This is a genomic window from Acetobacter malorum (assembly GCF_002153605.1).
Lineage (GTDB): Bacteria > Pseudomonadota > Alphaproteobacteria > Acetobacterales > Acetobacteraceae > Acetobacter > Acetobacter malorum_A.
In genome coordinates, this window is sequence record NZ_JOPG01000020.1 from 41,942 (window position 1) to 62,993 (window position 21,052).

33 protein-coding genes are annotated in these 21,052 nt (G+C 55.1%); 21 read left to right on the forward strand and 12 right to left on the reverse strand.

The annotated features are described in order from the left end of the window. Positions 1–82 precede the first annotated feature (82 nt). From HK23_RS09430 to HK23_RS09480, 11 genes are all read right to left on the reverse strand, one after another. Positions 83–1,018 carry a tyrosine-type recombinase/integrase gene (locus HK23_RS09430; RefSeq protein WP_086653803.1) on the reverse strand — a complete coding sequence of 312 codons (936 nt, stop codon included), beginning with the start codon at positions 1,016–1,018 and terminating at the stop codon, positions 83–85. A gap of 79 nt (positions 1,019–1,097) precedes the next feature. After that, positions 1,098–1,370 (reverse strand): helix-turn-helix domain-containing protein, encoded by a 273-nt coding sequence (locus HK23_RS14340; RefSeq protein WP_143217535.1) that lies wholly within the window; start codon positions 1,368–1,370, stop codon positions 1,098–1,100. A gap of 22 nt (positions 1,371–1,392) precedes the next feature. After that, a complete protein-coding gene (locus HK23_RS09435; protein WP_086653753.1) occupies positions 1,393–1,632 on the reverse strand; it encodes a hypothetical protein in 240 nt (79 codons plus the stop codon). Between the two features lie 78 nt (positions 1,633–1,710). Then, on the reverse strand, positions 1,711–2,112 hold the full coding sequence (locus HK23_RS09440; RefSeq protein WP_086653754.1) for a hypothetical protein: 402 nt from the start codon (positions 2,110–2,112) through the stop codon (positions 1,711–1,713). Next, positions 2,109–2,288: a hypothetical protein gene (locus HK23_RS09445; protein ID WP_086653755.1), complete on the reverse strand. Its 180-nt coding sequence runs from the start codon at positions 2,286–2,288 to the stop codon at positions 2,109–2,111. The genes HK23_RS09440 and HK23_RS09445 overlap by 4 nt, the downstream gene beginning before the upstream one ends. After that, positions 2,285–2,518, reverse strand: a complete 234-nt coding sequence (locus HK23_RS09450) for a hypothetical protein (protein WP_043549670.1) — start codon at positions 2,516–2,518, stop codon at positions 2,285–2,287. The genes HK23_RS09445 and HK23_RS09450 overlap by 4 nt, the downstream gene beginning before the upstream one ends. Positions 2,519–2,536: 18 nt before the next feature. Then, positions 2,537–2,830: a hypothetical protein gene (locus tag HK23_RS09455; RefSeq protein WP_086653756.1), complete on the reverse strand. Its 294-nt coding sequence runs from the start codon at positions 2,828–2,830 to the stop codon at positions 2,537–2,539. A gap of 37 nt (positions 2,831–2,867) precedes the next feature. Next, positions 2,868–3,686 (reverse strand): hypothetical protein, encoded by an 819-nt coding sequence (locus HK23_RS14345; RefSeq protein WP_143217536.1) that lies wholly within the window; start codon positions 3,684–3,686, stop codon positions 2,868–2,870. Between the two features lie 3 nt (positions 3,687–3,689). After that, positions 3,690–4,481 (reverse strand): LexA family protein, encoded by a 792-nt coding sequence (locus HK23_RS09470; RefSeq protein WP_179193863.1) that lies wholly within the window; start codon positions 4,479–4,481, stop codon positions 3,690–3,692. 408 nt (positions 4,482–4,889) lie between these two features. Further along, entirely contained in the window at positions 4,890–5,276 is a 387-nt protein-coding gene (locus HK23_RS09475; RefSeq protein ID WP_086653760.1) for a hypothetical protein, read from the reverse strand. Positions 5,277–5,452: 176 nt separating this feature from the next. After that, positions 5,453–6,154 carry a DUF4145 domain-containing protein gene (locus HK23_RS09480; RefSeq protein ID WP_086653761.1) on the reverse strand — a complete coding sequence of 234 codons (702 nt, stop codon included), beginning with the start codon at positions 6,152–6,154 and terminating at the stop codon, positions 5,453–5,455. A gap of 13 nt (positions 6,155–6,167) precedes the next feature. Between HK23_RS09480 and HK23_RS09485 the strand changes: the two genes are divergently transcribed. The 21 genes from HK23_RS09485 to HK23_RS09580 all read left to right on the forward strand — a co-directional run bounded on the left by HK23_RS09485 (position 6,168) and on the right by HK23_RS09580 (position 20,658). Continuing rightward, positions 6,168–6,401 carry a hypothetical protein gene (locus HK23_RS09485; RefSeq protein ID WP_086653762.1) on the forward strand — a complete coding sequence of 78 codons (234 nt, stop codon included), beginning with the start codon at positions 6,168–6,170 and terminating at the stop codon, positions 6,399–6,401. Beyond that, positions 6,401–6,880 carry a thioredoxin domain-containing protein gene (locus tag HK23_RS09490; protein WP_086653763.1) on the forward strand — a complete coding sequence of 160 codons (480 nt, stop codon included), beginning with the start codon at positions 6,401–6,403 and terminating at the stop codon, positions 6,878–6,880. Before HK23_RS09485 ends, HK23_RS09490 begins: the two co-directional genes overlap by 1 nt. Before the next feature lie 32 nt (positions 6,881–6,912). After that, positions 6,913–7,053, forward strand: coding sequence for a hypothetical protein (locus HK23_RS14560; protein ID WP_179193864.1), 141 nt, complete (start codon positions 6,913–6,915; stop codon positions 7,051–7,053). Next, the gene (locus tag HK23_RS09495) at positions 7,050–7,250 is read left to right on the forward strand and encodes a hypothetical protein (protein WP_086653764.1); all 201 of its coding nucleotides are present in this window, start codon (positions 7,050–7,052) and stop codon (positions 7,248–7,250) included. The genes HK23_RS14560 and HK23_RS09495 overlap by 4 nt, the downstream gene beginning before the upstream one ends. Positions 7,251–7,255: 5 nt before the next feature. After that, entirely contained in the window at positions 7,256–7,684 is a 429-nt protein-coding gene (locus HK23_RS09500; protein ID WP_143217537.1) for a hypothetical protein, read from the forward strand. Then, positions 7,677–9,197 carry a replicative DNA helicase gene (locus HK23_RS09505; protein ID WP_086653766.1) on the forward strand — a complete coding sequence of 507 codons (1,521 nt, stop codon included), beginning with the start codon at positions 7,677–7,679 and terminating at the stop codon, positions 9,195–9,197. Before HK23_RS09500 ends, HK23_RS09505 begins: the two co-directional genes overlap by 8 nt. Next, positions 9,197–9,484 carry a hypothetical protein gene (locus HK23_RS09510; protein ID WP_086653767.1) on the forward strand — a complete coding sequence of 96 codons (288 nt, stop codon included), beginning with the start codon at positions 9,197–9,199 and terminating at the stop codon, positions 9,482–9,484. Before HK23_RS09505 ends, HK23_RS09510 begins: the two co-directional genes overlap by 1 nt. Before the next feature lie 2 nt (positions 9,485–9,486). Then, a complete protein-coding gene (locus HK23_RS09515; protein ID WP_086653768.1) occupies positions 9,487–10,413 on the forward strand; it encodes a hypothetical protein in 927 nt (308 codons plus the stop codon). Beyond that, a complete protein-coding gene (locus HK23_RS09520; RefSeq protein ID WP_086653769.1) occupies positions 10,410–10,838 on the forward strand; it encodes a DUF6362 family protein in 429 nt (142 codons plus the stop codon). Before HK23_RS09515 ends, HK23_RS09520 begins: the two co-directional genes overlap by 4 nt. 110 nt (positions 10,839–10,948) lie before the next feature. Then, on the forward strand, positions 10,949–11,278 hold the full coding sequence (locus HK23_RS09525) for an HNH endonuclease signature motif containing protein (RefSeq protein ID WP_086653804.1): 330 nt from the start codon (positions 10,949–10,951) through the stop codon (positions 11,276–11,278). 167 nt (positions 11,279–11,445) lie between these two features. After that, positions 11,446–11,760, forward strand: coding sequence for a hypothetical protein (locus HK23_RS09530; protein WP_086653770.1), 315 nt, complete (start codon positions 11,446–11,448; stop codon positions 11,758–11,760). Between the two features lie 59 nt (positions 11,761–11,819). Next, on the forward strand, positions 11,820–13,457 hold the full coding sequence (locus tag HK23_RS09535) for a terminase large subunit (protein WP_218777704.1): 1,638 nt from the start codon (positions 11,820–11,822) through the stop codon (positions 13,455–13,457). Next, on the forward strand, positions 13,454–14,779 hold the full coding sequence (locus HK23_RS09540) for a phage portal protein (protein ID WP_086653772.1): 1,326 nt from the start codon (positions 13,454–13,456) through the stop codon (positions 14,777–14,779). The genes HK23_RS09535 and HK23_RS09540 overlap by 4 nt, the downstream gene beginning before the upstream one ends. Continuing rightward, positions 14,766–15,620: an HK97 family phage prohead protease gene (locus tag HK23_RS09545; RefSeq protein ID WP_256940141.1), complete on the forward strand. Its 855-nt coding sequence runs from the start codon at positions 14,766–14,768 to the stop codon at positions 15,618–15,620. Before HK23_RS09540 ends, HK23_RS09545 begins: the two co-directional genes overlap by 14 nt. A 61-nt stretch (positions 15,621–15,681) precedes the next feature. After that, on the forward strand, positions 15,682–16,902 hold the full coding sequence (locus tag HK23_RS09550) for a phage major capsid protein (protein ID WP_086653773.1): 1,221 nt from the start codon (positions 15,682–15,684) through the stop codon (positions 16,900–16,902). A 20-nt stretch (positions 16,903–16,922) separates the two neighbouring features. Further along, the gene (locus HK23_RS09555) at positions 16,923–17,576 is read left to right on the forward strand and encodes a phage head-tail connector protein (protein WP_086653774.1); all 654 of its coding nucleotides are present in this window, start codon (positions 16,923–16,925) and stop codon (positions 17,574–17,576) included. After that, positions 17,573–17,896, forward strand: coding sequence for a hypothetical protein (locus HK23_RS09560; RefSeq protein ID WP_086653775.1), 324 nt, complete (start codon positions 17,573–17,575; stop codon positions 17,894–17,896). The genes HK23_RS09555 and HK23_RS09560 overlap by 4 nt, the downstream gene beginning before the upstream one ends. Beyond that, complete coding sequence (locus tag HK23_RS09565; protein ID WP_086653776.1) at positions 17,896–18,360, forward strand: hypothetical protein; 465 nt, start codon at positions 17,896–17,898, stop codon at positions 18,358–18,360. The genes HK23_RS09560 and HK23_RS09565 overlap by 1 nt, the downstream gene beginning before the upstream one ends. Then, positions 18,357–18,878 carry a hypothetical protein gene (locus tag HK23_RS09570; protein ID WP_086653777.1) on the forward strand — a complete coding sequence of 174 codons (522 nt, stop codon included), beginning with the start codon at positions 18,357–18,359 and terminating at the stop codon, positions 18,876–18,878. Before HK23_RS09565 ends, HK23_RS09570 begins: the two co-directional genes overlap by 4 nt. A gap of 72 nt (positions 18,879–18,950) precedes the next feature. Continuing rightward, on the forward strand, positions 18,951–20,168 hold the full coding sequence (locus tag HK23_RS09575) for a phage tail tube protein (RefSeq protein WP_086653778.1): 1,218 nt from the start codon (positions 18,951–18,953) through the stop codon (positions 20,166–20,168). A 52-nt stretch (positions 20,169–20,220) separates the two neighbouring features. Beyond that, a complete protein-coding gene (locus HK23_RS09580) occupies positions 20,221–20,658 on the forward strand; it encodes a hypothetical protein (protein WP_143217538.1) in 438 nt (145 codons plus the stop codon). Here HK23_RS09580 and HK23_RS09585 read toward each other — a convergent pair. Next, on the reverse strand, positions 20,655–21,017 hold the full coding sequence (locus tag HK23_RS09585; protein ID WP_179193865.1) for a hypothetical protein: 363 nt from the start codon (positions 21,015–21,017) through the stop codon (positions 20,655–20,657). The two genes, HK23_RS09580 and HK23_RS09585, sit on opposite strands and share 4 nt — an antisense overlap. Between the last annotated feature and the right edge of the window lie 35 nt (positions 21,018–21,052).

The window sequence follows — 21,052 nt, forward strand, 5'->3', positions numbered from 1 at the left end:
TCATACTTGGGATTTCCCGTTATCATAGGAGATCCTATAACTGGAACATCGTTCCATTGAGTTGCAATAGTGATTAAAAATTTTAACCGTTTTGATCGTATTTCTCCATCGCCTGCTGAGCGAGTTTTTTCTGCCGAGCAGACTGCGTGTAGCGCATGGTTTCAGACAGAGTCTTGTGGCCAAGAATGGCTGCAATCTGGTGTGGTGTGCAGCCTGCTTCTGCCAGCCGCCTCCCGGCCGCTTTCCGCAGCCCATGAGGTGAGCAGCGCATCGGCAGACGAGCCAGAGCACACCAATCCTTAAACACGTTATAGAATCCATTGGCTGTGTAAGGCTTGCCGTCACTGGTGCGGCTCAGGTACGTCTGGCCTTTGCCGTGCCAGAGATCCAGTTCCTTTTGCAGCGCGGAATGGAGGGGAATCCAGAGGCACTCGTTCGTCTTCTCCTGCCGGACGTAGATCATGCCCTCATGGACATCAAACGGCCCCATGCGGACCACATCGCTGCGCCGCTGCCCGGTATAGAGCATCAGGCTGAGTGCAAGCCGTTGCGGTGTGCCAGGAGGCCACTGCGCCAGATACTGCTCTATCTCTGCATCGGTCCAGGGGTGGATGCCCTCGCTCTTACGTCGCTTGATTTTGACGGATGCTACCGGGTTATCCTGCCGCCAGCCCTTATCTATGGCGTAGTCCATCAGCTGGCTCAGCAAGCGGCGGATGCGTGCTCTTGTGGTCGGGGCGTCGCCCAGGGCAGCGATAACCACCCGCACATGCTCGGGCTGCATATCTGCAAACGGCCCCTGCCCTATCTTGTCGGCACGTATCCTGTTGAGCAGCCTATTATAGACGGCCTTTGTGCTGTCTTTCAGCGCAAGGTAATCGCCAGACATTTGCCAGGACACGATCAGGGCTTCAAGCGTCCCAACTTTGATGATGCTCTTACCAATGTTTGACGGTGCAGGTGGTTCGGCTGTCCTGGCTAGGGTCGTCTTTTTCAGTGCCTCACCGTACGCCACCATAAATTCCGGATCTGAGGCGTCTGGCAATGGAATGGCCTCAAAGCCGGCGCGCCTCAGATAATACCGTGTTTTCCCGCGATTATCCCGATAGATTTTGAGATACTTGAGCTTGACGGTCTGCAAGGATTTTGTCCCAAGGGTTAGCGGGCGCAGCTGTAATTGCGCGGCCTGAGCACTGGCTCAAATAATTATCAAGATCGCTGACAAGCCAGACTTTCCGGCCTGTCGTTACGGAAAATGCAGGGAGTCTAGTTTGGGCCAGATTGCGCAAAGCAGAGACAGAAATGCCCAGATATTCAGCTGCATCCCGTGCCCGCAGCACTTTGCGGGTTACAGGCGCTAAGGTCTGCATTGTTGTGGTTCCTTTCTCGTCCTCATGCTGCGGCCCTGTCTTCTGCTGGCTCCAGCACCCGGACATCATTGGTCCAGCCCTCAATGCACTGTTGGCCATCATCCATCACGGTCTCACAGTCGTTAAAAACTATGAGCCAATCACGGTTATCTGTGGCGCGTGCGTGGAACAATCCACCGCCAACTGACCACAGGTCAAACTCCCAGCCCATAAGCCCACGTGTGCTGGGGCCGATGATATGGCGCTTGCCGTCACGCTGCATGCTCTGGCACCGTCCGAACTCAACAAAATTGCCGTTCGTCTGTCAGGATAGCCAGATACCCACCGCTGTGCTGCGGCTTTAGTGTAATGTGGTGTTTGGGCATGTTGGTGCCTTCTGGTTCAGCTTATCCTGTTCAATCAAAGCATCCAGCTCCTGGACGGTAGGAGCTGTTTCATTCCCTTCCCGCAGCCGCTTGATGCTTTCCGCAATCATTGCCTGACAGCGAAGGGCGATATGATTCCTGTATCCATCTTGATATTCCATGATCAGACCGATAGCTGTTTCAATTGAACTGACTAATAGTTCCTCACGGCGGCCAGACGTTTGCGTATCAGTTGCAATGTCTCCATTGTCAGGATTAACCTGGATGATGCTGAGAATAATGCTGACTTCATGCCCTGGCTTGGTGGCCTGAATCCGCTGGATCGCTGCGTGATAATATTCCTCAAGTTTGTTGAGGGCTTTTTCTTTCTGGCTCATGATTTCAGCCCAGTCTCAATGCAGATGGCTCTTGACCCAGCAACGCTACTCACCCACCCGGAATCGTCCAGTTTGGAGATTGCTGCCTGACAGGCCTGCATGTTTGCCATGGGGATGGCGACGGATGCCTGATAAAGCCGTGATGACCACAGCAGCAGGAAGACGGTTGCAATCATGCTGCGCACTCCCGCACATCCAGCACAAACCGGCTCAGAATGCCTCTGCGCTGGGCGTGGTGCGTTGTCCGCATGGCGGCGTCTGCGTTGCGCTCTTCGGCGTGCATGGCCATGCCCATCGCGCCAATGTGGCGCAGCATCGCCTCCCGGGCTTCCGCGTCATGCACGGAATTATGGACGCACTGCTCCAATGCAGCCCGGTGCTGCTCAAACTGATTTACGTTTTGCATTTGGTTTCTGCCTTGGTTTTATTTTGCCGTTACTAGAAATTGTGCGTCACCGTGAGGAATAGGCGGCATTTTAACCCAGTGCTCATTGGTCGTATAATTATGCCAGAGAGTGCCGTCATCACAGAGGGCATAAACTGCCTCTGGGATACCGCGCATTGATACAATCTGGATAATTTTCCGGGGTAGTTTTTCTCGGCCAGCATCCTGCTGGGCGGCCAGCTCACTGGGGCCTGCCTCGGTGGTCTGCTGCGGTGTCTGTATGGGCATCTCTTCCTCCATCGCGTCGGTGGCGATGAGGGAAGATATGCGCAATTATGCTAATCATGCAAGCGCAAAAATGCGCATATTCTTAAAGTGCGAATTTAGTGAGTTCGTCTGGGCTTCCGTAATAGGTACCCTTATTGTCTCCCCAAGAGAAGGCCGCCGAAATTTTCCCTGCATGATCAATGGCAATGGATATCCATTCGCCTGAATCATGTTTTTTAAATGCCTTTGCAGAAACCACACCATGAGAGGGAGAAAAAAACGCATCGTTTGTTTCAAATGCTATGCTACGCGCTTCTTTATAAACGTCCTCTGGCAGTATAGATTTTAGCTTGATTGCTAATGCTTTAGCTTTGAATGAGAACAAAATAGGATGTTCGTTTGCATAAATAGCTGTATCACCACCGGGCGCCTTAACAGGTCCTTGTAGTTCCTCAGTATACAAAATTTTCTTTATTCCAGATTTCCCATTTTTAAACGAACATTCCAAAGTATAAGATCCGTCATCTTCTTGGAATTTTCCTACTACAGCGCCATCTTTTATTTCCCAGTCAGAAACAAGTGCGTCGCTGACGCTCTCCCCCATTAAATCACTCATAATTGGATGATCTGGATTACTTACATCAAATATTCTGAATTGGGGTGAAGATGCATTCCCCCCACCGTTCTCTGTTGCGACCACATAAATGTGCCCATTTTCCTCAAGAATTGAATGAACGCCCCCAAAAGCAGCGGCATCATCAGGTGTAAATGCATGGCCCTTGAAGGAAAAAACAATGCCTTGATCTGCATTTCCATTAACGGAAAATATTTCACCATTTATCAAGGCTTTTGAAAGTGGCTCTGCTAATGAAATACTAGGGATTAAGGTTAGTGATAGCGCAAAAGGTATATAATTTTTCATAATTCATTCTCTTCTTATGCTTTGTATTACAAGTCCTTCTACCCTGTATTCGCTATGACACCCATCGTCTGGTATATTATCATCTATGCTATTATTAATTATGATAGCTTGCGAAAATTTCGGATTTGTACTGCGTGGCCAAAGCGCAACGCTTCCATCTGCTAGTATTTCAATTTCTTTCAGGGTTGCTTCTTCAAGCCCGTGCTCTTTCCTGATGGCAATCACCTTATCGCCTGTTTTTGGTTGGCGGCAGAGATCGAAAAAAGACACAGCAACAATAATGGTGCCGTCAGGATAGATTTTATCCATAGAGTCGCCACGCACCCGGAACGCCCATCGCCTAATGCCTGGATAGCGTTCGTCCGGAGCAATCATGATATATTCTGGCGGTGCCTGAGGGGTGAATAACCCTGTATCTTGCCACACGCCCGCTTGGATAGATCCCGCTAAAGCGACGGGTTCGGAATATACCAGATGCTCAATATTCGGCACGCTTACGCTAGGTAAATCAAACACAATCTTGAGCTTTTCCATGGTCTTGGCGCTCAGAGAGTGGGAGGATGCTGTATCATCCATAAACCGCACGATTGTGCTAGGTGCAGCGCCTATTGCGCGGGCAATTGCTGAATAGGACTTGCCTGTCCGATTCTTAATTCCGTCTATGTAGCTCTGCTGTTCAGAGCGTAGGGTGCGCACGTCTTTTGGCATGTGCGCATTTTCGCACATAGAAGCAATAAGGTCTCGGCGCATTTTTGCGCTTGCAAGATTTGCAATATTGCGCATATTTGCACTCATGATGCTTATCCCAACCCCCGCGGACATTGAATGCGCTGCTGCCCGTCAAGGGCAATCTATCGGTGACGTATGCAGGCGCGCCGGTGTAGCCCGAAGCACGTTCCAGCGATGGAAGAGTGGTGAGACCTCACCAACCATCAATGTTCTCACAAAGCTGGTGTGCGCCGTAGGTGGGGATAAGGAAACAACTGATCCGAATAGCGAGGCAGCATGAAAACTCATAACGCCACCAGTACGCCCGCAGCCTCAGCCTGTCAGCCGGATGCTGTCCGGCTTTCAAAGCAGGAAGGGCTGCGCAAATGGGCGTTAGAATTTGCGCTGCTCCACCCTCAGCTTGTCGAGGCCTGCGAATGTGATGCGCGGATCGTAGCAGACCGAATGGTCTGTTATGTGGAAACCGGGAAGAAATTAGGCACTAAGCATACCATTGGGGTAAATCTTACCTGGCGCGCCAGACGGTCCTTTTTCAGTTTCCTCGGTGGAAAGAAGCGCTTTGCGCAGGCCCTTAACCACCTCATCAATATGTGTCACCACAGCCTCCTTAGTGTTGTAGCCAAGCTTGTTCTGCTTCCGACATCCAACGCTATAGGCTGTGTGCCAAACAATACTGGGGGTGAGATAAGCGGACCACTCGGTTTCCTTAGGCAGTACATCTTTGATCTGCTTCAAAAGGTCTGTTGTTTCACCCAGATTAAGCCAAAATTCATCTTCGTCCGCAGCTTCATTTGCTCGGTCTGCTGCCATGTGGGCCAACTTCCAAAGAAGCTGGTCCGGCGTGAGTGCAATGGTCGTCATAAGAATTCATCCTCTTCTGGAGTCTGTGGAAAGCCCAGAATGGATGAATCTGGTGGGTACGGCAACGTACCCACCAGCACCTCAAATTTTCTCAAAATCAAGACAGGTGATGCATGAGATTATATCACGCCACACCTCTGGACTCGGCCTCACTCGAACGGCCAACAGGCAGTCGGTCACCCTGCATTCGCAGCATCTTTTTTTGCCTTAGCCGCAACGCGCATCTTTTCAACAGAAGCGGGCAGCTCATAGAGATACTTAAGGATCATCCTTGTTATTTCGGCAATTTCCTCAGCTTCTGCTTTTTCCACAGGCTCAGGCCCGTGAACATCATCATTGGTGATACCCCGAACGCCATGCGCCCAGTCTTTGAGCGAAGTTGTAAGCAGATGATGCTTGGCCAGCTTATCAATGCGGCTGTTCAGGTTGAGCTTGTCGGGGTCGCTGTTATCAAGGCAACTGGGGTTTTTCGCCACTATTTCTTTGGTTGCCACATCAAGAACAGTTCGAAAAGCTCCGCGCGCAATACGTGGTGCAGCAGAGATCAAGGCATCTTCAGCCTCGAACATGCAGCGGCGGACGTCTGGAGGCAGATCTTCGGATGCCTGGGGGCGCGGATATTCAGGCCAGAACTTCTCCAACGCATAGTTGGTCGATGTATGAATATCATAAAAATTTACTGGAATATCAGATGCTGCATACCCATTGGTCACCGATGTAAGAACCATAGCTGTGGGAAGTTTGCAGTCTGGATTTCTGCAAACCCAAACTGCACTCAAGTGTCTGATAGCATCCCGTTGGAATCTTCCACCTACAGAAAAATCACCTGTGATTTTTTTTGTTCCGCAATGCGGACAATTAAAAATTTTCTCGTTCATAAGGGGTCTCTTTATGCATGATGACAATTCTTATCGTCAGGCTATGGCTTATTGGGATGAGAAAATTTCCACCATCCTGAAGGCGCATCGCGCTGACCACAAAGTCCAACATATCATGGATTGCTACAGGCAGGCAGTTGGTGAAGATCAAGCCTGCTTTGTCGCAGCTCTAGCTGGCCAACTTGTCATTGCAAAACAACGAGATAGTTCATCCCGTCGTGTAATTACTCTTCAGGGTGACTCGTAATGTCAGTCGCTGCAATCAAAACAGCCACAAAAAAGGCCATTCAGCACCTTGGCGGAATAGACGCTGCCGCCACAATCAGCCGTGTTGGCCGTTCTCAGTTGAGTGATTATGGCAACCGTAACAGCCCGCAGGTTGTGCCTGTCGATGTCGCGCTAGATCTGGACACCAGTGCGCAAGAGCCTCTCATTCTGGCCGCCATGGCACATGCTGAGGGCTTCCGGCTGGTGCCGGTCAAGATTTCGGGGTCAGGTCATATCCCCAAAGAGCTTGCCAAATTCTCAAGGTTTTCCAGTGAGGTTTTGCAGGAAGGAATTGAAAGTCTGGAAGATGGCCGCGTGGATGTGGCAGAGGCACGGGCCATCCTTGAGCACCTGCACCCGTCACGTCAGGCTATGGACCGGCTTGAGTCCGCTCTCCACAAAATCATTGCAGAAGGCAAGCCGCATATCGTCAGCGCTGGCCAGTCTGGTGCGGCCTGATGGCGCGTGCGGCAATCGAATGGAATCACACCATGGACGCAAATCTCCGGCGCTTTGACCGGTGCGGATTAAGCATCAAGCGGCAGGCTCGCAGGCTCGGTCTCTCTGAGCGGTCAGTCTATGCGCGCCGCAAGCAGCTCCAGATCAACGCAGACAAAAGCAAGAAAAAATGAATAACTTTTCAAAACCACGCCTTGCGGTCTCCGTGCGGAGCTTTGGCCAGCCGGCACTGCCGGGCCGCCATATCATCGCCTCTCGCCCCCGGAATGACCGGGATCTGCGCCAGTCTGCTGCTATCCGGCCGGATATGACCGAGCAGATCCGCGTCTCCAGCGGCATGTCTCAGGTGTGGCGTTGTAAGCGGGGATGATGAAAATGTCTGAAAAGCTAATTGACTGCACAAAATTCTGCGGGATCATGAACCGCGCTATTCGCATTTCTGGTGGAGCAGCAGGTTTTGCCCGCCAGCATAACATCTCTGTGCAAGCCGTGCGGGATACGCAAAACCTGCGGGGTTTCAGCCCGGAAGTTGTGGCGGCTCTTGGTCTTGCTATGGTCTTGCGCTACCCGCTTGCGAGTGATGCAACCAAGCTTGCCACCCCGCAGGACGTGCAAGAAAAACTGAATAACTTTATCAGGGAGCAGGAAACTCAGCGTAAGGCAGCGCAGGTTTTCGGCATCCATGAATCCCACCTCAGCAACATTCAGAACGGCCTGCGCGGGTTTAACCCTGTGCTGTCCATTCTCGGTTTTGGGCTGCCTGTGCGGCGTTTCCGCCTGAAAAAGGTAGAAGCAAATGGCTGATGGTGGAATGTTTGGAGATGCCCTGCGTCAACCTCCTGCAAATGTGGATGCGGAGCAGTATCTGCTCGGCTCAATTCTGGTCAATAACAAGGCCTATCATGCCGTTGATGAAATTGTAGAGCCTGAGCATTTTTATAACGGGCTGTATGGCAGGATTTTTGAAATCTGCCGCAATGTTATCAATGCAGGGTCAGAGGCTAATCTCGCCACCGTCATGCCGCACCTGCTGGGGGATGCGCTGCTCGGCAGGCAGGCCGCGCCGGAAGTGCTGGCGTCCCTGCTCTCCTCAAACATGGGTGTGCCTGCCGCGCCATCCTATGCCCGCTCTATCCGGGATGCATGGGTGCGGCGCTGCCTGTATAAAGCCTGCTCTGAGGTTCTGGACCGCTGCTGTCGTCCTGGGGATGAGAAAGCGCCTGATATTGTAGATGCGCTGGAAAACGGCCTGCTGGAACTGGCGCGCGGCACGGATGAGGCCCAGCCGACAACCAGTCTGATGGACTCAATGCAGCAGGCGCGTGAGGCCGCCATAGCCGCCGCCAAGCGTGGCAATGGTCTGGCTGGAGCATCGTGGGGCTATCGCGCTCTGGACCGCATGACGGGCGGCCTGATGCCGTCCAGCATGTATTTGCTTGGTGCGCGGCCTGCCATGGGCAAAACCTCGCTCGGTCTTGGCATTGCGGTCCGTTCTGCTGCCGCTGGCAGTAGTGTCCTGTTTTGGAGTGGCGAAATGACCGCGCCGCAGCTCGGTGCGCGTGCTGGCGCTGCATGGGCAAATCTGTCCACACAGGCCGTATTTACGGGCCGCCGGTATGATGTGCCGGAAGAGGCTGACGGCACGCGGGAAGTGCTGTCAGACTGGCAATGGCGTGACCTGGCGCAAGGTGAGCGCGCCGCCGCCAAGCTATCGCTGGAAATCGACACGCAATCACGCATTACGGTCGCAAAGCTGCGCTCCCGTGCCCGCCGCATGAAGCGGTCTCGCAAAGGGCTGGATCTGATCGTGCTGGATTATGTTGGCCTCATGTCTGCGGGCTCAACGTATGAGGACCAGCGCAGCTATGAGCGCATCACCAAAATTTCCGGCCAGCTCAAGCAACTGGCGACGGAATTGCAGGTGCCCATGGTTGTCCTGGCGCAGCTCAACCGTGAGACAGAGCGGCGCGAAGACAAGCGCCCCATGATGTCGGATCTGCGTGACGCCGGCGCGCTGGAGCAGGATGCGGACGTTATCCTGTTGCTGCACCGTGAGCATTACTATCTCAAGAAGCAGGCCGATGCAGGCCTGACGCGCAAAGACCGTGAAAGTGCAGAAGATTTTGCCAACCGGCAGAGTGAACTTGTGCAGCGTGTGCATGCTGCTGAGGGCAAGGCTGATGTGCTGATCCCCAAAAATCGGCAAGGGCCAGAAGGCACCTGCCGCCTGCAATTTACAAACTACACCACATGGTTTCGGGATGTGGATGAGGATGCACTCAGCCCTGCATGGGCTGTGGCAGAGGGTGGTGGATAATGGCGGCCCCACGGCAAAGATTTGGCAAGCACGCGCGCTCAGTGATGGCAGACCGTCGCTGGGTGCTTTTGCCGTTGGCGGCACGCGCTGCATGGCTCCAGTTGACTGACATTGGCGATGTCATGCCGGAGCTGCGGCACCCGCGCTCTGGCGGTGCAGTGCAGGCAGATGAGCTGAGCCGCCTCCTGTCGGCAGATCAGCGAGACCTGGCGCACGCACTGGAGCATCTGGTGCTCCGTGGAATTTTAGAGCCGCTGGATGGTGGCTACAGACTCAAGGCGTTTTGATCATGGCACGTAAGAGCATCGAAAAAGCAATTCTGGACGCGGTCAGTGATATCCGCCTGCAGGCGCTCGGGTTTGAGGCTATCGGCATTTGGGTTTTCCTGATGAACCTGATCCGCGAAATCGGCACGGATGGCTCTGTCACGTTCGGTTTCGGGCGTGCGCCGTCTCTGGCTGATGTGGCGCGCATTCGGTTTGGCATGTCGGAAACCGAATTAAAAACCCATTTGGAAACCCATTGCGTAACCCAGTTGCTTGCATGGGATGACGCCACGCAAACGCTCTCATATGGGCCAGATCAGCAGCCCAGCCGCCGCACTCTCGCAAACCGTCTCAACGGCGCAAAGGGCGGAAGGCCGCCAAAAAACCGCGTTACCGAGCGCACAGACCCGGCGCAACGCAATCTGCCGCCAATGGCTATCAAGGGAGGGAAATCAGTGACCGAATGCAAAACCCACGCGCCCATAGCTAAAGCTAAAGCTGATAACGATAGTTATCATAAAGCTAAGCTAGTCGCGCCATCTGCTGCTGAGATTGATGCGGTGTTTAACCGTATCGGCCCCAAGGCGTTTGATGCTGCCGGGTTTGATCCTGCCCGTGACCTGCAAAACTGGTCAGCAGCGCGCCAGTGGGCAGCGGATGGTCTGGGTAAGGGCATGACGCCGGATGAGATTGAGCGCGTTGTGGTGGCTGAGGTCTCCCGCATTGCTGAGCGGCAGCGGAGCAAGGGCAAGCCTGCCCCGCACATGGGCTATTTTGGCAAGGCAGTCTGTGCAGCCATTGCAGCAGGCGTGATCCCTGAGCAGCCCAAAACGTTTGCCCAGCAGGTGGCAGAGCGCGACTGGGAAGAGGCAACGCGTGAATGGGTCCGTGCTGGTGGTGCAGGCCCGCAGCCCGCACTGGCTGATTATGCCGCCAAGGCTGCCGCATGAAGCCGCGCCCGGAAACTGCTGCCGAGATCGTGGCAGATGCTGAGGCGCGATTGTTTGAGGCTGGCGTCACGCTGGCATCCCTGCCCGCTCGTGGCCTGATGCCGTCAACCCGTGTCTCTGCCTGGCGTGACACGCTGATGGATCTGGATGACCTGCTCTCCATCACGGGAGATGAAATTGTCCGGCCTCCCATCCCGTCAGCCGCCAAGATCAGCCGGATGGATGAGGCGCTCAACTGGGTAGCTGGCATCCCTGCTGAGAATCACCGCCGCGTCGTGCTGCTCTGGATGATGATCAACCCGATATCGCGCCGTCACCGCTACAGCTGGCGGCAAATTGGTGATCAGATGGGTATTAGCCACCACACGGCAAAAGGCTGGTTTTCTGCGGGTCTCAGTGCCATCACGAAAAAAAATTACGCCTGACTGCATTTTTTACTTCCCAAACTTCCCAAAATGCAGTGTTTTGAGCGTCATGATTAGGGGTCGTGCAGCCTACGGGGTGCGCGGCCTTTTTTATTGCCCGGAGAGCTGCAATGGCACCACGCCTCAAATGCATCGCTCCCAGCGTTGCAACAATCGACACCCGCATAGCTCGGCCTCCGCCGAAAAAGGCTGACCCCTTCTACCTGTCTCCGGCATGGCGCTCTCTCGTGCGCCAGATTACGGCTGTCCGTGGCTGCCAGTGTCAGGAGTGTGGCCGCGAGGGTGTCCGTCTCTTTGGTGACCACGTCCATGAGATCAAGGACGGTGGCGCTAAGTTGGACCCGGCCAACGTCCGGTTGCTGTGTGGTTCCTGCCACACAAAGAAAACTACCCGCGTCAGGGCGCACAGAATGGCCGAGAGATACGGGAAAAATGTCTGATTTCCGCCATTTTTCATAGATTTTTGGTCAAATCAGGCGGCCTGACCCTGACGAGGGGTGGGGGTAGGTAAAAGTCTGGCGGCTTCAGGCACCCTAACCGCGCCAGTCTCACGCGCAGATTTTTTCTGTTGTTTGAAAAATAATCAAATAATCAAAGGAGAGATATCATGGCTCGTGGCGGTGCCCGCGACGGTGCTGGCCGGCCCAAAAAAGAAGTGCCGCCCGAATATGCCGGCCCTCAAATCGAAGATACCTCTCGTCTTACGCCTCTTGAATTTTTCAAGGCCGTTTTCAGAGACGGAGAGGCACCGTTCGATATTCGATACAAAGCAGCGCAGGAAGCGGCGCCGTTTGTCCATGCCAGGCTGGCGCCAAAAGAAGCTGAAGGTGACGGGCAAACCAGCATGGCCGATGACTGGGACACGGTCCTATCCCCAAAAGCTCAGGCAAAAGAGCTGGGGCGTAAAAACGGAGTGCATTGATGGCATGGGATCTGAGTTGCCGAGACTGGCGGGAGCGCATCAGGTCCGGTCGATCCCTTATGCCGTCACTGCCGGATCTGAATGTTGAGCGCGGTGCTCTGGCAGTCAGAATCTTTGACCGTCTGCGTATCCCAGATGTAGTCGGCACTCCCCTGATGGCAGATGCTGCTGGAGAATGGTTCCGGGAAATTGTCTTTGCTCTTCATGGGTCTTTCGACCCGGAAACACGGCAACGGTTAATCCGTGAGCTATTCCTGCTGGTCCCGAAAAAAAACGCAAAAACTACGCTCGGCGCGGGGCTGATGCTCACATCAGTGCTGATTAATGACCGGCCTCGCGCTGAATTTCTGGATGTCGCGCCAACAAAGGAAATTGCTCAGCTCGCGTTCGACCAATCTGCTGGAATGATAGATCTTGATAAGGGGCTAAGACGACGGTTTCATATTCAGGAACATAAAAAGACAATCACCTATCTGCCAACAAAGGCAACGCTCCAGATTAAGACGTTCTCTCCGGACGTCATGACAGGCGTGAAGCCTTCTGGCATTCTGGTTGATGAAGAGCACGTTATCGCCGAAAAATCGGATGCAAGCCGCGTCATGGGGCAGATACGTGGTGGTATGATCAGCCAGCCAGAGGCATTCCTGCTGATCATCACCACGCAAAGCGAAAAGCCGCCGCGTGGTGTCTTTAAGGCAGACTTGGCGCAGGCCCGCTCCATTCGGGATGGCCTTGTGCAAGGTCATACGCTGCCAATCATTTATGAACTGCCGGAAGATCTCCAAAAGCCGTCAACTCTGCCGGGTGAACCTGCGGCGTGGGAAGATCCAGCCTGCTGGCACATGGTCCTGCCGAATGCTGGGCGGTCTATTACTGTCGAGCGCCTTGTGCAGGACTATGCCAAAGCGAAAGCCGATAGCCTTGAAGAGCTAATCCGCTGGGCCTCTCAGCACCTCAACGTGGAAATTGGCCTTGCTCTCAGAAATGACCGCTGGGCTGGCGCAGACTATTGGGAACAGCAAGCCGATCCAGACCTGACGGTGGATGAAATTATCACTCGGTCAGACGTGATCGTGGCCGGGATTGACGGTGGCGGCCGAGATGACTTGCTGTCCCTGACAATCCTTGGTCGAGATAGCGTCACCTCAGAGTGGCTCCACTGGTCGAGAAGCTGGGTATGGGAAGGCGTCTTGCAAATCCGCAAGCGCGAGGCCTCGCAACTGGAGGACTTTAGTAAGCAGGGAGATCTTGTTGTTTGCAATGAGCCCGGCATGGATATTGAGCACCTGTCCGACACGCTTGGCGGGGTAAACAAGTCTGGAAAACTTGCCATGGTCGGCCTTGATCCGCAGGGCGTGGGCCTGATTGTCGATGCTCTGGCAGAGCGTGGCATTGATGGCCCCCGCGTGGTCGGTGTGGCGCAGGGCTGGACGCTGTCTGGCGCCATCAAGACAGCAGAAAGAAAATTGTCCGACGGTAGCCTGCTGCATTGCGGGCAGCCAATCATGGCCTGGGCAGTCAGCAACGCAAAGGTGGAGGCGCGAGGCAACGCCATCATCATCACCAAGCAGGCGGCTGGTTATCTCAAAATCGATCCGCTCATGTCTCTGCTCAATGCAGTGGTGCTCATGAGCAAAAACCCACAGGCAAAAACTACCATGAGTAGCTTTATGCGCAGAGGAATCCTATCAGCATGAAAATCAGGAACAGGGTCAAAGGCTGGCTGTATAAAGCAGTCGATGCCATGACCCTCACAGTCACGGGGGTGTCCCTGACAGACCTGCGGCTGGGCACGTTCCTGGCTGGCGGTCCAACGGTCAGCGGCAAGCTGGTCACGGTCGATACTGCCATGCAGCTGGATACCGTCTGGGCCTGCGTCCGGCTGATCTCGGACACCATCGCGTCCATGCCGCTCAAGCTCTACCAGCGGCAGGGTGATGATACCTCGCTCCTCGCGCGTGACCATCCGCTCTACCGCATCCTGTATTCGTCTCCCAATGCGGACATGACGGCAGTGGAGTTCTGGTCTGCCGTAGTCGGCAGCTTGATGCTGTGGGGCAATGCGTTTGCCCAGGTGATCCGGCGCGGGAATGGCGCTGTCATTGCCCTCAACCCTCTGCGCCCTGATCGCATGTCAGTCCGGCGCGACCCGGACACTGGCAGTTTAGTCTATACCTACAGTTATCAGGGCGCTTCTCTCACGCTGGATGAGGGCGAGATCCTGCACATCAAGGGATTTTGCCTGGACGGCATGATGGGGATATCGCCTATCTCTGCCGGACGGCAGCAGCTCGGCGCTGCCATGGCGGCGGAAGATGCGGCTGGGTCCATGTGGAAAAACGGATTACTCAGCCAGACATACATCAAAAGTCCTGACTGGCTGAATGATGAGCAGGCAGGCCGTGCGCAAGAAATCCTGAATAACTACCGAGGCGCTCTGAACGCTGGCAAAACTCCACTGCTTGAGGGTGGATGGACGGTTGAGAGTATCGGTCTAAACCCGGAAGACATGCAGCTCCTGCAAACGCGGGGCTTCAATGTGGAGACAATCTGTCGCTGGTTTGGTGTCGCGCCAGTTATGATCGGGCGCATGGAGAAATCCACAGCATGGGGGTCTGGCCTTGAGCAGATGAACCTGTGGTTTCTCACCTACACGCTCCAGCCGTGGCTGGTGCGTATAGAGCAGGCCATCATCCGCTGCCTCCTGCTTCCGGCTGAAAAGACCTCGTATTTCCCAAAGCATAACGTGGATGCATTGCTGCGGGCCGATAGTCAGGCGCGTGCCCAGCTTGAGGCTACGCAGGTGCAGAACGGGATCAAAACCCGCAATGAAGTCCGCGAAAAAGAAGGTCTGCCGCCCATTCCGGGGGCCGATAAGCTCACCGTCCAGGCGCAAATGATCAATCTGGATGATGTTGGCGTGGTCGCGGTCCAGCCATCCGTTACCCCGGTGAATGCTCCACCCACACCGCCAGCAAAGCCGCAGCAAGGCGGCGCGATAGGAGATGACGATGATTGAGGGCGTGGAAGTTTGCGCTGTCCCGTTTGAGTTCAAGGCAGCCGCTGGCGCTGCCGGAGCTGAGGGCGTTGTTGAGGGCTACGGCTCTGTTTTTGGCAACGTGGATTCCCACGGGGATGTCATCCTGCCGGGTGCCTTCGCTAAATCCATTGCCGAGCGTAAATCTCAGGGGCGGACGCTGCCCATGCACGTCATGCACGGGATTTTTGGCGGAGACGGTGTCCCGGCAGGTGTCTGGAATGATGTGCAGGAAGATGGAAAAGGTCTGCGCGTTAAGGGGAAGATCTCTGGCGTCAACACGGATGCCGGGCAGCTGCTCTATCAGCGTGTGAAAGATGGTGCGCTGGGCGGCCTGTCCATTGGTTACAGTGTGCCGGACGGCGGATCATCCAAAATGAGCGAGCCCGGCGGACCGAAGCGCCAGATCAAGCAGGCCAACCTGTTTGAAGTCAGCCTTGTGGATGACCCCAGCAACGCGCTGGCCCGTGTCGCTGAGCTGAAGCGCTCAGGCGTCCGGGAGATGAAAGCCACCATGAACGCCACGGCAGCCCAGTCTGCCCTGGAGGATGCACTCAAGATCTTTCATGCGTCCCTGCAAGGCAACGATGCCCCGACTGCAGATGAGCGTCAGCAGCTCCTGATGCACCTGCAGGACGCCTATGAGGCTCTGACAGGCAGCCGTATGCCGGAAGGTATGAAGGCCGCCATTTCTGCAGCCTCCTTCAAGATGCCTGATGATCTACGGGGCGTCCTGGCAACAATCAGATCAGTTTCCGGCGGTCCTGCGGAGGCAAAAAACAGCCTCCTACCGCCCGGTTGGGATGGCTTAAGCCTCTCCTGACCCGCTCTTCTTTTCCGCACCACTGCCGCCATCTGGGCGGCTTTTTTTATGGGAAAAATCTATGTCCACAGAAGCCGAATACAAAGCCGCCGTTGCCGAACTCAAGACTGCTACGGATGAGGTCAAGAAATTTGCAGAGACCTCACGAACGGAACTGAAGAACATTGGTGAAGTAAGCCGGGAAACCAAAGCCAGTGCTGACAAAGCCCTGACCGAAATGAATGAGCTGTCAGCTCGCGTGACGGAAATGGAGCAGAAAGGCGCTCGTGGTGGTGGCCAGCATGACCAGGCCAGCCAGTCTATTGGGCAGCGCGTTGTTGCGGCTGATGAGGTTAAGGCTGCCATGGCGCGTAGTTCCAACTGGAAAGGCACTGTGCAGGTGGAGGTTAAGAATATTACCTCTGCAAGTTCTACCGGCACATCCGGCACTACGGGCCTTGTCGTGGCAGATCGCCAGCCGCAGATCATCCAGCAGCCTACCCGCAAGCTGGTAATCCGTAATCTGCTGATGCCTGGCAGTACAGCATCCGGCGCCATTGATTACGTCCGGGAAACTGGTTTTACCAACAATGCTGATTTCGTGGCTGAAAATCCTGGGGCGCCCAAGCCTCAGTCTGACATCACATTCAGTCTGGAAAGTCTGCCGGTCCGTACGGTCGCCCATTTCATCATGGCGTCCAAGCAGATCCTGGCAGATGCTCCCATGCTCCAGAGCTACATTGATGGGCGGCTGCGCATCGGTCTGGGGCTGAAAGAAGACGATGCCCTGCTGAACGGTGATGGCTCAGGGGTTACAATCAAGGGGCTCATGGCGCAGTCCGTAAAATATGCCCAGCCTGCTGGTGTCGCCATTAAAAATGAGACCATGATTGACCGTCTCCGCCTCGCCATGCTGCAGACTACTCTGGCAGAATATCCTGCAACTGGTCACATCCTGAACCCGACCGACTGGGCCAGCATTGAACTGACCAAAGATGCCCAGCTGCGTTATGTCTTTGCCAATCCTCTGGGTCTGACGGGGCCAGTCCTTTGGGGGCTTCCTGTCGCGGAAAGCCTCGCAATGGCACAGGGTAAATTCATGACCGGTGCATTTAGCCTTGCGGCGCAGATCTTTGACCGGGAAGACGCCACAGTCTCAATCTCCACGGAAGACCGGGACAACTTTGTGAAGAACATGGTCACGATCTTGGCAGAAGAGCGCCTGGCACTGGCGGTTTACCGCCCGGAAGCCCTGATTAATGGCGATTTTTCCGGCATTGATGCCCCCGCTGCGGGCGGCTAATCCGGAAGGAGATACTGACCATGCGGACAATCTCCGTCAGCGCTCCGGCTCAGCCGGTGGCGCTTGCGCTGCGGGATAGTCTCAAGGTGGATCTCGGTATCACAGATGATAGTCAGGATGACAGGCTGGATGGCCTCCTACTGGATGCCTCCAGTCTCGTGCTGGACTACATCGGCAGGCCTATCCTGAATGGTGTCTGGCGTGATGTGATTGAGATCCGGCCTGATGAGCAGCGGCTCAGCATCATGCTGGGCATCTATCCGGTTACAAAGATCATGGCTTTTGTGTCGCATCATGGTGGGGCGCTCACGCCTGATCAGATTGGTGATCTGGATCTCATGGCAGGCTCCGGCATTGTCTACCCGCCTGCCACAGGTCCGGCGCTCTGGTCTCCGGGGCGATATGTCGTGACCTATCAGGCTGGCTACACGCCTCCAGCGAGGGGTGGCGACGGATTACCGCAGGAAGGCACTCTCCCACGTGGAATTTCTGCCGCAGTCCTGCTGGCAGCTAAAGCAGCATGGCACGCTGCTGACAGAGACCCCCTGCTCCGCTCCGAAAGCGAGCAGGGAACCGGGTCATCCAGCTGGGCTGCAACGGTGGCAGGGTCCGGTGGCTTGCCTCAGGCTGCGGTAGACAGGCTTGCCTCATACCGCGCTGGTGGCGTGCGGTGAGTTACCGCACAGACCGCCGCCGACGGCAGATCAACCGCAAGGGCCGTCCTATGCAGCTTTTGCGTCCGGATGAATCGGCCAGCATCACTGTCATGGCCTACGCGCCACCGCCACAGGCTATCGTGCTGGAGGATAGTGTGTCTGTCGCGCCGTTTGCGGTCCAGATCACGGCAGATGAAACTGCTGCCGCCAGCTATACCCCTGCCAGTGGTGACTGGCTCCGGGATGGCGGGCGCAGATACACGGTGACGGATGCCGTGCCGGTCTATGACGGCTCATACCTGTCCGGCTGGTCTCTCAGTGCCAAAGGAGGTTCGTGATGACCTCTCCGCAGGTCTGGGAGGATGCCTTTGCCCGCGCTCAGTATGTGGGGCAGCAGCTTGGGCAGGCGGTCTTTGACCCGCTCCAGCAAAACCGGGATATCCAGCAGGATAAGCCTTACTGGATTGTCGAAACATCCAGTGGCCTCGCTGAACCAATGGAAATCGGTCAGGGGCAGAATATGGATAGCCTCCAGATCGACCAGGAAACCGGCCAGATCTGGTTGCACCTGATGGTGCCCAAAGGCAGCGCCAGCACGGCAAAGGCTTTGCCCTGGCGTAAGGCCATGAGCAACGCTTTCCGCCGCAACGGGGACCCGCCCGGTAAATGGGCGGACGGACTCTATTACGACACGCAACAGGCATCCCCTCCTGATCTGGATCAGGAGGGGAACTGGTACGTGCTCGGCCTCGCAATCAATTACCGTTATCAGGACGGTTACGCAGGACAACAATCTCCATGAAATATCAGGTATTGCATGAAACCGCCGCTGGCTCCGGCCAGTATAACATTGTGGGTGCTGCCATTGAGGCTGAAAGCACCAGCGCAGCTCTTGCTTTGGTGGGTGCATCCGTGCCGCCCGGCCTGCGTTACGCGGTCTCTCCCTATCGTGAGGTAGCAGGGTTACCCGATTATCGTCCGCCAGCAGCGGAAGAGGTCGGAAAATCCTATGCAGTCCTCTTGCGTACTAGTCTGGATCAGCCGTTTGCACCGGATGGTGCCTCATTTGCCAGCATGGTGACAGATGCTGCCAATATGTGCCTCGCCATGCAGGCCTACATGCCTAATGCTCAGTTTGGCCTGATGCCTGCAAATGAGCAGCCCGTCTCTGCTCCTGTGGAGCCTATCGTGCCGTCAACATCTGCTGCGTCTTCTTCCAGCGCGGTAAGTATCGGCAACTTACCTGGTTCCTCTGGCATCTCGTCCGGCGGTACGGTCAGCGGCAGCAGTACAGTCTCTTCCGGCGGCACAGCCAGCTAATCTCCCTCTCTTTTCTTCTCTGTAAACAGGTCGCCTTCTGGCGGCCTTTTTTTTGATCTCATGAGGTAAATTATGGCCTTTACCGGAGCCACCGCTGGCATTTCTGCCGGCGCGCAAACTAATGATACAGTGCTGGACTGGGCGCTGGAGGCAACCTACAAAACACCGCCGACTGGCAATTACCAGCAAGGTCGCTTTACCGCAGAGACGCTCTCACGCACGGAGACTACCGCCCGCCCGTCCGAAATCAATACGATCAAAGAGGTGAGCCAGTCTGTAGTTACGCAGGTTGCTGCGTCTGGCCGCATTTCAGGCGCGCTGTCCACGATTACCTATGACGATTTCCTCGCGGGTATTCTGGGGGCAGACTGGTCCATAGGTCAGATTGTGACGGCAAACTCAAAAGGGACGCCTCCTGTTAATGTCTCTTATGCGTCAAAAAGCCAATTCCATGGTGGGCGTGACGTCCTGGCCTATGGTGGTTTTGCGAGCTGGCCTAAGTCAGGATGTGTGCATATTTTCGATCCATCCAATAACTTTGACATAATCGCTGTATATATTAACAATAATTCAGGATTGGAGTTTAGTCCCGGAACTTTTGCCAGCGTAGATGGCAAGTCTCTGGGGGATGGTTGCTATGTTAAGCTGGCTGGAATTGTAAACGGAAATATTGATAAGACGTATACAATCCGCAAGAAAATCCTTGGTAAATATTTGATGTATCCGGGGTCTCTGATCAATCAGGTGCAGTTTACGTTTACACAGGGCCAGTTTGCACAAGTTGAAATTGACGTTATCCCCGCTAACGAGATCCTGAGCGATACTGATATCTCATCCGGAATTATTGCAGCGCCTACAGGCAATGTGCACAACACAGTTGATAATTTCCTGGGTGTGAGCCTGCTGGGCGTTGTGCCGGCTGGTTGTGTCACGAGTGCCTCAATCACACTGGCGCGCAGTGGCTCCAAGGTCGATTATGGAAATGGCCATGCGGATGGGTGCGGAGCTGAGTTAGGTCAGTTGCAGGCTACCGGTTCAATCAGCCTCTATTTCCGCACATGGGATCAGTATCAGGCCGCGCTGGCAGGGACTCAGGGTCCAGTAACGATTACAACTGTTGACAGCATCGGAAACGGTTACGAATTTGTCTTCCTGAATGCTGCTTTGCGTAACCCCCAGCTCCAGACGGACTCTGTCAACAAAACGTATGAGCTGAAACTGGATATCGAGGGTAATCCCATGCCGTTTGGAGATACTTTCGCAATTTTCCGTCTCGCTTCTGGCTCCTGAATTTCTTCTTTCATTTTTCTCAGGGGTCTGCCCCTGAAACCGTAGGTTTATCATGGCAAAACTCTCTCTCTTTACCCGAGACCAGTCCGCAATGGATAACGGTATCCGTGTCGAGGTCGGGCCTGCTGGCCAGAAATTTGGCATTACCACCCGTGGTCTGACGGATGCCTATTACGACCGCATGTTTGCTCTCAAACGTCAGGCGGCCGCGGAAATCAATGCCGCGCTGAAGCCGGGTGATCTGCCTGTCTCACCGGATAATCTGCCACCGTCCTATGAAGACAAAAACATGGCCACGGCACTCGTGGAATGCTGCCTGATCGGCGTGGATGCTCTGGAGGATGATGACGGAAATGCAGTCACCTTCGATGCGTTTTGCGCCATGCTGCCTGAGCGGGCCAATCAGGGGCTGCTCTCCCTTGCCTATAGCGCGGCTCGCAGCGTCGGTCTGGTTCAGCAGGCCCAGAAGGATGACGCCGCAAAAAACTAACAGACGCGCTCACCTGGCTTGTTCGGGACGGCCCCATCGTTGCGCAATACAACGGCAGGCCTATCCCGGAATATGACCACAAGGCCATAGATGCTCAGGCCCGATACGTTGCTGTCCTGCCGTGGTGTCTGACCCCTTGGCGATGCTGGCAGGATCTGGCTGGTGAGCGTGGTTACGAACTGCTGATTGTGGGTGGTGGCCTTGGCCCGATACTGGGCCTGTCCCTGCCCGCTCCGATACGCTGGACAGCCCTGCACCAGTGGTGCGAGGCGCATAACCTTAACAGCGCAGAGCGTGATTTTGTCATACACTGTGTCAAGGCCATGGACCAGCACTGGCGTGCTCTGAAAGCAGAGCAAAACACCCAAACCCAGACAAGAATATTCCGAAAGTA